At 67.3% G+C, this 9,291-nt stretch carries 8 protein-coding genes; 4 read left to right on the forward strand and 4 right to left on the reverse strand.

What is annotated here, in order from left to right; translation table 11 throughout:
* The first annotated feature begins 56 nt into the window (after positions 1-56).
* Positions 57-3,170, forward strand: a complete 3,114-nt coding sequence (gene ileS / locus WAO18_RS01325) for an isoleucine--tRNA ligase (protein WP_422203230.1) — start codon at positions 57-59, stop codon at positions 3,168-3,170.
* Here ileS and WAO18_RS01330 read toward each other — a convergent pair.
* Positions 3,160-3,726, reverse strand: coding sequence for a methyltransferase domain-containing protein (locus tag WAO18_RS01330; RefSeq protein WP_422203232.1), 567 nt, complete (start codon positions 3,724-3,726; stop codon positions 3,160-3,162). The genes ileS and WAO18_RS01330 overlap by 11 nt on opposite strands.
* 49 nt (positions 3,727-3,775) lie before the next feature.
* On the opposite strand from WAO18_RS01330, the gene WAO18_RS01335 reads away from it, so the two are divergent.
* Positions 3,776-5,164, forward strand: coding sequence for a DNA polymerase IV (locus WAO18_RS01335; protein ID WP_422203243.1), 1,389 nt, complete (start codon positions 3,776-3,778; stop codon positions 5,162-5,164).
* On the opposite strand, the gene WAO18_RS01340 is transcribed toward WAO18_RS01335, so the two are convergent.
* Positions 5,129-6,049 carry an asparaginase gene (locus WAO18_RS01340; RefSeq protein WP_422203234.1) on the reverse strand — a complete coding sequence of 307 codons (921 nt, stop codon included), beginning with the start codon at positions 6,047-6,049 and terminating at the stop codon, positions 5,129-5,131. The two genes, WAO18_RS01335 and WAO18_RS01340, sit on opposite strands and share 36 nt — an antisense overlap.
* 76 nt (positions 6,050-6,125) lie before the next feature.
* Here WAO18_RS01340 and lspA point away from each other — a divergent pair, with 76 nt between their 5' ends.
* Together lspA and WAO18_RS01350 are read left to right on the forward strand one after the other, a co-directional pair.
* Positions 6,126-6,737, forward strand: a complete 612-nt coding sequence (gene lspA / locus WAO18_RS01345; protein WP_422203236.1) for a signal peptidase II — start codon at positions 6,126-6,128, stop codon at positions 6,735-6,737.
* Positions 6,734-7,660, forward strand: a complete 927-nt coding sequence (locus WAO18_RS01350; RefSeq protein WP_422203238.1) for an RluA family pseudouridine synthase — start codon at positions 6,734-6,736, stop codon at positions 7,658-7,660. The genes lspA and WAO18_RS01350 overlap by 4 nt, the downstream gene beginning before the upstream one ends.
* On the opposite strand, the gene WAO18_RS01355 is transcribed toward WAO18_RS01350, so the two are convergent.
* The gene (locus WAO18_RS01355; RefSeq protein ID WP_422203240.1) at positions 7,657-8,097 is read right to left on the reverse strand and encodes a hypothetical protein; all 441 of its coding nucleotides are present in this window, start codon (positions 8,095-8,097) and stop codon (positions 7,657-7,659) included. The two genes, WAO18_RS01350 and WAO18_RS01355, sit on opposite strands and share 4 nt — an antisense overlap.
* Positions 8,098-8,150: 53 nt before the next feature.
* Positions 8,151-8,906, reverse strand: a complete 756-nt coding sequence (locus WAO18_RS01360) for a class I SAM-dependent methyltransferase (protein ID WP_422203241.1) — start codon at positions 8,904-8,906, stop codon at positions 8,151-8,153.
* Positions 8,907-9,291: the final 385 nt, after the last annotated feature.

Consider the following 9,291-nt stretch of genomic DNA (forward strand, 5'->3'; position numbering starts at 1 on the left):
CGCACCAGCGCGACGTCGTCCCCGTGCCCGACAGTGGCACATGGAGACGACGCGCCGTGACCGAGAACACCTATCCGAAGCCGGCCGGCGGTGCACCCGACTTGCCGGCGCTGGAGCTCGACGTTCTCGACTACTGGGCGGCCGATGACACCTTCCGGGCCAGCATCAACCGTCGTGCAGACGCCCCCGAATACGTGTTCTACGACGGGCCGCCGTTCGCCAACGGCCTGCCGCATTACGGGCATTTGCTCACCGGGTACGTCAAGGACATCGTCCCGCGCTATCGCACCATGCGCGGCTGCAAGGTGGAGCGCCGCTTCGGTTGGGACACCCATGGCCTGCCGGCCGAACTGGAGGTCGAGCGGCAGCTGGGCATCACCGACAAATCCCAGATCGACGCGATGGGTATCGCCGCGTTCAACGACGCCTGCCGGGAGTCGGTGTTGCGCTACACCGGCGAATGGCGCGCCTATGTGACCCGGCAGGCCCGCTGGGTCGACTTCGACAACGATTACAAGACGCTGGATCTGCCCTACATGGAGTCGGTGATCTGGGCGTTCAAGCAGCTGTGGGACAAGGGGTTGGCCTACGAGGGTTACCGGGTGCTGCCGTACTGCTGGCGTGACGAGACCCCGTTGTCCAATCACGAGCTGCGGATGGATGACGACGTCTACCAGAGCAGGCAAGATCCGGCTCTCACCGTCGGATTCGCCGTTGGCGAGGGCGATTTGGCGGGGGCGCACCTGCTGGTGTGGACGACGACACCGTGGACTCTGCCGTCGAACCAGGCGGTGGCCGTCAACCCCGACGTCAGCTACGTGCAGGTGTGTGCCGGTGAGCACCGCGTCATCCTGGCCGAGGCCCGATTGGCGGCCTACGCGCGCGAACTCGGCGACGAACCGGACGTGCTGGGCAGTTACCAGGGCAGCGACCTGGTGGGCACCCGGTATCGGCCGCCGTTTCCGTATTTCATGGACTCGCCCAACGCTTTTCAGGTGCTCAGCGCCGACTTCGTAACGACCGAGGACGGCACGGGGATCGTGCACCTGGCACCGGCCTACGGCGAGGACGACAAGGACACCGCCGACAAATCCGGCATCGTGCCGGTGACGCCTGTCGACTCAAAGGGCCGATTCGACGCCACCGTGCCGGATTATCAGGGTCAGCACGTCTTCGACGCCAACTCGCAGATCATCCGGGACTTGAAGAACCACACCGGTCCGGCCGCGGCGAACGGTGCGGTGCTGATCCGACAGGAAACCTACGACCACCCCTACCCGCACTGCTGGCGGTGCCGCAATCCACTGATCTACCGAGCGGTTTCGTCGTGGTTCATCAAGGTCACCGAGTTCCGCGACCGCATGGTCGAGCTCAACCAGCGGATCACCTGGTATCCCGAACACGTCAAGGACGGTCAGTTCGGCAAATGGCTGCAGGGTGCCCGGGACTGGTCGATTTCACGAAATCGGTATTGGGGCACGCCTATTCCGGTATGGGCATCCGACGATCCGGCCTATCCGCGAATCGACGTCTACGGCAGCCTCGACGAGTTGGAGCGCGACTTCGGAGTTCGGCCCGATAATCTGCACCGGCCCTATATCGACGAGCTCACCCGGCCGAACCCGGACGACCCGAGCGGACATTCGACGATGCGGCGCATCCCGGACGTGTTCGACGTGTGGTTCGACTCCGGTTCGATGCCGTACGCACAGGTGCACTACCCGTTCGAAAACGGCGACTGGTTCGACACGCACTATCCTGGTGATTTCATCGTCGAATACATCGGGCAGACCCGCGGCTGGTTCTACACGCTGCACGTGCTGGCCACCGCGCTGTTCGACCGGCCGGCATTCAAAACCTGTGTCGCGCACGGGATCGTGCTGGGCAGCGACGGCCAGAAGATGAGCAAGTCGCTGCGCAACTATCCCGACGTCAGCGAGGTGTTCGACCGCGACGGCTCCGACGCGATGCGCTGGTTTCTGATGGCGTCGCCAATTCTGCGCGGTGGCAACCTGATCGTGACCGAGCAGGGCATCCGTGACGGAGTGCGCCAGGTGTTGCTGCCGTTCTGGAACGCCTACAGCTTCCTGGCCCTCTACGCGCCGAAAGTCGGTACCTGGCGTGCCGATTCGCACCACGTTCTGGACCGCTACATCCTGGCCAAGCTGGCGGTGTTGCGAGACGATCTGACCGCCGCGCTGGATGGCTGTGACATCTCGGGGGCGTGCGAGCAATTGCGCCTGTTCACCGAGGCACTGACGAATTGGTATGTGCGGCGGTCACGTTCGCGGTTCTGGGAAGAGGACCCCAACGCGATCGACACCTTGCACACCGTGCTCGAAGTGGCCTCGAGGCTTGCCGCGCCGCTGCTGCCGATCACCACCGAGATCGTCTGGCGCGGCATCACTGCGGAGCGCTCGGTGCATCTGTCCGACTGGCCGGCCGCCGAGTTGCTGCCCACGGACCCCGAACTGGTCGCCGCGATGGACCAGGTGCGCGAAGTGTGCTCGGTGGCGTCGTCGCTGCGTAAAGCCAAAAAACTGCGGGTGCGGCTGCCGCTGCCGAAACTGACTGTCGCGGTGGATAATCCACAGCGGCTGGAGCCGTTCACCGATCTGATCGCCGACGAGCTCAACGTCAAGGCGGTCGAGCTGACCGAGGACATCGCCCGGTACGGCCGTTTCGAGCTGACCGTCAACGCCCGGGTTGCCGGGCCCCGGCTGGGCAAGGACGTGCAGGCCGCGATCAAGGCGGTCAAAGCGGGTGAGGGTGTCGTGAACGCCGACGGCACATTGACCGCCGGTCCGGCGGTGCTGCAGCCCGAGGAGTACAGCTCGCGGCTGGTCGCCGCCGATCCCGAGTACACCGCGCCGTTGCCGGGCGGGGCCGGGTTGGTGGTGCTCGATGCCACCGTCACCCCGGAGCTCGAGGCCGAAGGCTGGGCCAAGGACCGCATCCGCGAACTGCAGGAGCTGCGTAAGTCGGCAGGGCTCGATGTCTCCGATCGGATCAGCGTGGTGATGTCGGTGCCGGCACAGCGGGCGGACTGGGCGAGCACCCATCGTGATCTGATCGCCGGGGAAATCCTGGCCACCAGTTTTGAATTCGGTGAGCCGAGCGACGGAGTGCAGATCGGCGATGACGTGCGGGTGGCGATCGCTAAGGCTTGACCGCGCGCCAGCGCAGACTGCCCCGGCCCATCTCGACGTGTACGTTGCCAAACCCTTTTGTGTGCAGGCGATCCGGTAGATCATCGGGTGACACCGGGTTGCAAATATCGCGAAAATGCAGAACCCGGAATGGGATCGACGCGGCACTGTCGCTGCCGGCGAACACCCCGCCCGGGCGCAGCACACGGAACACCTCGGCGAATAGCTGATCCTGCAGTACCGCCGTCGGGATGTGGTGCAGCATGGTGAAGCAGACCACCGAACTGAATTCGCCGGCCGGCAAGCCGGTGTCGGTTCCGTCACCGCGGATGATCCGGGCGCGGTCACCGTAGGCATTCTGTAGCCGCTCGGCCATCACCTGGTCGATCTCGACCGCGGTGTAATGCGGCGCGCGGTCGATCAGCACCCGGATGTTGGCCCCATAGCCGGGCCCGATCTCCAGCACGTTGTCGCCGAGGTCGACGTCGGCAAGGGCCCACGGCAGCAGGCTTTCTTCGACCGACTTGAAGTAGCGGTCTGAGCTGCAGAAAATGCGATGGCACAGGTTCATTGCCATATCTGCAGACGTTAGCGCAATAGCATCGGTGATTGTGGATTCCCGCTGGGTGCTGCACCTCGACATGGATGCGTTCTTCGCGTCCGTCGAACAGCTGACCAGGCCCACGTTGCAAGGCCGGCCGGTACTGGTCGGCGGGTTGGGCGGGCGCGGCGTGGTGGCCGGCGCCAGTTATGAGTCACGGGTGTTCGGGGCGCGGTCAGCGATGCCGATGCATCAGGCGCGCCGGTTGATCGGTGTGACGGCGGTCGTCCTGCCGCCGCGCGGCGCGGTGTACAGCGTCGCCAGCCGCCGGGTTTTCGACACCGTACGCGCCGTGGTGCCCGTCGTCGAGCAGCTCTCCTTCGACGAGGCGTTCGGCGAGCCGCCGGAACTCGCCGGCGCTACCGAGACCGAGGTCGAACAGTTCTGTGCGCACCTACGGCGACGGGTGCGCGACGAGACCGGTTTGATCGCCTCGGTCGGCGCGGGGTCGGGCAAGCAGAGCGCCAAGATCGCCTCCGGTCTGGCCAAACCCGATGGCATTCAAGTGATTCGGCGCGCCGACGAGAAACGGCTCCTGGGCGGCCTGGCGGTACGCAAGCTGTGGGGGATCGGCCCGGTCGCCGAGGAGAAGCTGCATCGGCTGGGCATCGACACGATCGGACAGTTGGCCGCGCTCAGCGACGGCGAGGTGGCCAACATCCTGGGGGCCACGATCGGACCCGCGTTGCACCGGCTGGCCCGCGGGATCGACGACCGCCCAGTCGCCGAGCGCGCCGTCGCCAAACAGATCAGCGCCGAATCCACCTTCGCCAGCGATCTGACCACGCTGGAGGAGTTACGTGAGGCGATCGCGCCCATCGCCGAGCACGCGCATCAACGACTCTGCCGCGACGGCCGCGGCGCCCGAACGGTCACGGTCAAGCTAAAGAAATCCGACATGAGCACCCTGACCCGCTCGGCCACCCTGCCCTACGCGACCACCGATGGCGCCGCGCTGGCCGCGCTGGCCCGGCGGCTACTGCTCGATCCGCGCCAGATCGGCCCGATTCGCCTACTGGGCGTGGGCTTTTCGGGACTGAGCAACGTGCGGCAGGATTCGTTGTTCCCCGAATTGGAGTTGACGATCTCGGACGCCGATGAGGAAGCCGACGCCGAGCACGCCGAGCGCGACACCGCCGCGGCGGCGACGGCCGACACCAGCGCCTGGCGAATCGGTGATGACGTCACGCACCGGGATCTGGGGCACGGCTGGGTGCAGGGCGCCGGCCATGGCGTGGTCACCGTGCGTTTCGAAACCCGCGGTTCAGGGCCGGGCCCGGCGCGGACGTTCGCCGCCGATGCCGAGGACATCACCCCGGCGAATCCGATCGACAGCCTCGACTGGCCGGACTATCTCGCCGCCCTGGCCGAGAGCGCATCAGCTCAGGCGGCCGACGAGGTCGCCCAGCGGTAGCCGCGCCGTCAGCGCGGCCATCACCAGCACCCTCGCCTGACTCGGCGGTAGCGCAGGCACCATCACTGCCCCAGCGTCGACCAGGTCGCGGCCCGGTCCATAGCCCGGGCTGACCCGGCCACCGGTAACCCGGGTCGACACCGCGACCACGACACCGTCGTGGCAATGCCGCCGCACTCCGTCGACCACCGCCGCGGGGGCGTTGCCCGAGCCGAGTGCCTGCAGCACGATGCCGCGCGCACCGGCAGCCACGCACGCGTTCATCGCCGCCGCGTCGGCTCCCGGATAGGCCGCAATGATGTCGACGCGCGGGGCGGTCGCCGCACTCAGTTCGCCGAGGAACGGCCGAGTCTTGGACCGGGTCAGCGTCACCCCGCCGTTCACGTTGCCGAGCAGCTCGCCGGCGAATGCGTCGGCGGTCGCCACCTCGTGCAGGCCGGCCGGCCGAAGGATCCGGCCGGCGAAAGACACGAGTACACCGAGTTCGCGGGCGCCTGCGTCCGAGGCCACGGACACCGCGTCGCGCAGATTCACCGGCCCATCCGCGTCCGGCGCGTCCGCGCTGCGCATGGCGCCGGTGATCACGACCGGGACCGCGCCCGAATAGGTCAGATCCAGCCACAGCGCCGTCTCCTCGAGGGTGTCGGTGCCGTGCGTGACGACGACGCCCACCGCGCCGCCGTCGGCCGCGGACCGCGCCGCGACCGCAATCGCATCCCAGTCGGACGGGGTCACCTCCGAACTGTCCTTGGCCATCACGTCGACGACGTCGACGTCGAGGCCGGCGGCCAACTCGGCGCCGCCGTGCGTCGGCCGCCGCACCCCATCGGCTGCGGTGCGGCTGGCGATGGTCCCGCCGGTGGCGATGACGGTCACTCGGCTCACGCTGAGATCATCCCGCACTCGCCGGGCAGCCGGGCGCGGCGGGGTCACCGTCGTGGCGCTAGTGGATGATGGGGGAGTGACGGACCAACCAGCGGGATCGGCTGAGCCGGTGACCGAGGCCACGACAGCCGAGGAAACCGAGACGCCGCAAGCCCCCCGGAGGCGGCAGCTTCTGCTGTTGTCGGTCGCCGCGGTCGTGCTGACCCTGGACATCGTCACCAAGGTGCTCGCGGTCAAGCTGCTGACGCCGGGCCAGCCGGTACCGATCATCGGTGACACTGTGACCTGGACATTGGTCCGCAATTCCGGGGCTGCGTTCTCGATGGCGACCGGCTACACCTGGATGCTGACGCTGATTGCCAGCGCTGTCGTGCTCGGGATTTTCTGGATGGGTCGCCGATTGGTGTCGCCGTGGTGGGCCGTCGGCCTCGGAATGATCCTGGGCGGCGCGATGGGAAACCTGATCGACCGCTTCTTCCGCTCGCCGGGGCCGCTGCGCGGGCATGTGGTCGATTTTCTGTCGATCGGCTGGTGGCCGGTATTCAACGTCGCCGACCCGTCGGTGGTTGGCGGGGCAATTCTTCTTGTCATGCTGTCTGCGCTCGGCTTCGACTTCGACACCGTTGGCCGTCGAAAGGCCGACGACGTGGCGGACCAGCCTGTCGAAGGCGTCGACGAACCTCGATGACCGATCGGTCAATGCCGGTGCCGGAAGGGCTCGCGGGGATGCGCGTCGACGCGGGGGTGGCGCGGCTGCTCGGGTTGTCGCGCACGGCCGCGGCGGCGCTGGCCGAAGAGGGCGGCGTCGAGCTGGACGGAGTGCCGGCCGGCAAGTCGGATCATCTGACCGCGGGGGCGTGGCTGCAGGTTCGGCTGCCCGAGCCGCCCGCCCCGCTGGAGAACACGCCCGTCGAGATCGAGGGTATGACGATCCTGTACTCCGACGACGACATCGTCGCCGTGGACAAGCCCGCGGGGGTTGCCGCGCACGCGTCGGTGGGCTGGACCGGGCCGACGGTGCTCGGTGGGCTGGCCGCGGCCGGCTACCGAATCACCACCTCCGGAGTGCACGAGCGGCAGGGGATCGTGCACCGCCTCGACGTCGGTACCTCCGGCGTCATGGTCGTGGCGATCTCCGAGCGGGCGTACACCCTGCTCAAGCGGGCGTTCAGGGAGCGGACGGTCGACAAGCGGTATCACGCTCTGGTGCAAGGACACCCGGACCCGTCCAGCGGCACCATCGACGCGCCGATCGGACGCCACCGGGGGCACGACTGGAAATTTGCGGTTACCTCCGATGGCCGGCACAGCCTGACCCACTACGACACCGTCGAGGCCTTCGTTGCCGCAAGCCTGCTTGATGTGCACCTGGAAACTGGTCGCACACACCAGATTCGGGTGCACTTCGCCGCGCTGCATCATCCCTGCTGTGGCGACCTGACCTACGGCGCCAACCCGAAGCTCGCGAAAAAGCTTGGACTGGAACGTCAGTGGTTACATGCCCGATCGCTGTCGTTCACCCACCCCGGCGACGGACGGCAGATGGAGATCGTCAGCCCCTATCCGCAGGATCTACAGCACGCGCTGGATGTGCTTGGGGCCGAACACTAATTTCGCGCTTTGCGCGGATAGCTCTTCGCCTCATCGACCCATTGCCACTCGACCCGGCCGATCTCCAGCGACAGCAATGCGACAGTCGGGTTGTCGCAGTGGATTTCGTGAGCGGTGCGGAACGCGGCCGCTTCGCCGGACGGGGGCAGGTGCGGCCGCAGGCCCTCGAACCACTCGTCGCCGACGGCGTTGGGTGGATCGTGGTCGCGGGGACCGGCAGCCCACTGCCGATAGATATCCCGTGCGGCCGCCAGGCCGGCTCGCCAGTGTTGGACGGTCTCGTGTCGTTGTGCGTGCAGACTCGCAATCATCTGGTGTTTGCGTTCGGAGTTCGACGCCAGCCATGGGAACCAGGTGTCGGCCATCAATCGCACGACGCCCAGGATTCCTGCGCTCGACGCGCCTGCTATCACGCCGACCAGACCCATCGTGGCCATGCTCATACGCTGATCGTTGCATCCACGCGGAGCTCTGGCAGCCCGATCCGTTGCTACGGCTTGCGGGCCTCGACGAGCAGCCGCGTTGAATGCGCTACGAACGGGCCGTTCGTCTCGATGTGCTCGTGCAGTTCGCGCAGCCGTTGGCGATACCGGTCGACGCTGAAGTCGGGCACGGTCCAGATCACCTTCCGCAGGAAGTAGATCACCGCACCGATATCGAAGAACTCGGCCCGGAGACGCTCCAGGCGCATCTGGATGACCTGCAGACCGGCGGCTTGTGCCTGCGCGGTCTGGGTGTCGGGTTGCAGCTCGGCCCATTTGTCCGGTTGCGGTCCGAGGAAGTATTCGAACAGCTCCGACATCGTCGCGGGTCCGATCTGCTGCGCCAGGTAGCTGCCGCCGGGGCGAAGCACTCGGGCGATCTCATTCCAGCGCACCACCGTCGCGTGCCGGCTGGTCACCAGGTCGAACGCCTGGTCGGCAAACGGCAAGGGTTCCTCGGCTCGCGTCGCCACCACCACGACCCCGCGCGGGTGGAGCAACCTGGTGGCCAGCGCCGCGTTCGGCGGCCACGATTCGGTGGCGACCATCGTCGGTGGGAAGGTTTGCGCTCCGGACACCACCTCGCCGCCGCCGGTATCGATGTCCAGACCGGCTGACGCCTGTGCCAACCGCTGGCTCATCAGTCGTTGGTAGCCCCACGACGGACGTTCTTCGGTGGCGCGGCCGACGAGCCAGGAGAAGTCCCAGCCGTCGACCGGTGCCGCGTCGGCTTCGGAGACCAGCTCGTCGAATGACCGTGTCATGAGCCCATTGTCAACGATCCGACGTCAACTTCTCAGGGCGCGATCCTGATGTGGCCTGGCGGCGCGGGTTGGTCCGGTGTCGGGCTTGCCGGAGCGTCACCGCCGGGCGCGCCGCCCCCAGCTTCAGGAGGAGGAGCAGCGGGCGGCTCGGCTGGCGGCTCCGATTGTGGGGGCGCCGCGTGTCGCGGCGCTGGTTGCACGCGTTGCGGAGGCGGAGGTTCTTCCGGCACCGGCTGAACCTCTTGTGGAACCGGCGGCGGCCGCGCGGGAATCGGTAACGGCGTGGTCGGCAGGATTTCTCCGGTGGGAATTGCTCGGACGAATGAGGCGAATACCACTTCCCGGGACGTGACCGGTGCTCCGGCCGCGCCGGGTTGCGTCGCGA

This window comes from Mycobacterium sp. (assembly GCF_049278535.1).
In the GTDB taxonomy this organism is placed as follows: Bacteria; Actinomycetota; Actinomycetes; order Mycobacteriales; family Mycobacteriaceae; genus Mycobacterium.

Bases quoted from the DNA above. Each gene is read 5' to 3' on its own strand.
- WAO18_RS01330 (WP_422203232.1), bottom strand. From the start codon at position 3,726: ATGGCAATGAACCTGTGCCATCGCATTTTCTGCAGCTCAGACCGCTAC.
- WAO18_RS01350 (WP_422203238.1), top strand. From the start codon at position 6,734: ATGACCGATCGGTCAATGCCGGTGCCGGAAGGGCTCGCGGGGATGCGC.
- WAO18_RS01355 (WP_422203240.1), bottom strand. From the start codon at position 8,097: ATGGCCACGATGGGTCTGGTCGGCGTGATAGCAGGCGCGTCGAGCGCA.
- WAO18_RS01360 (WP_422203241.1), bottom strand. From the start codon at position 8,906: ATGACACGGTCATTCGACGAGCTGGTCTCCGAAGCCGACGCGGCACCG.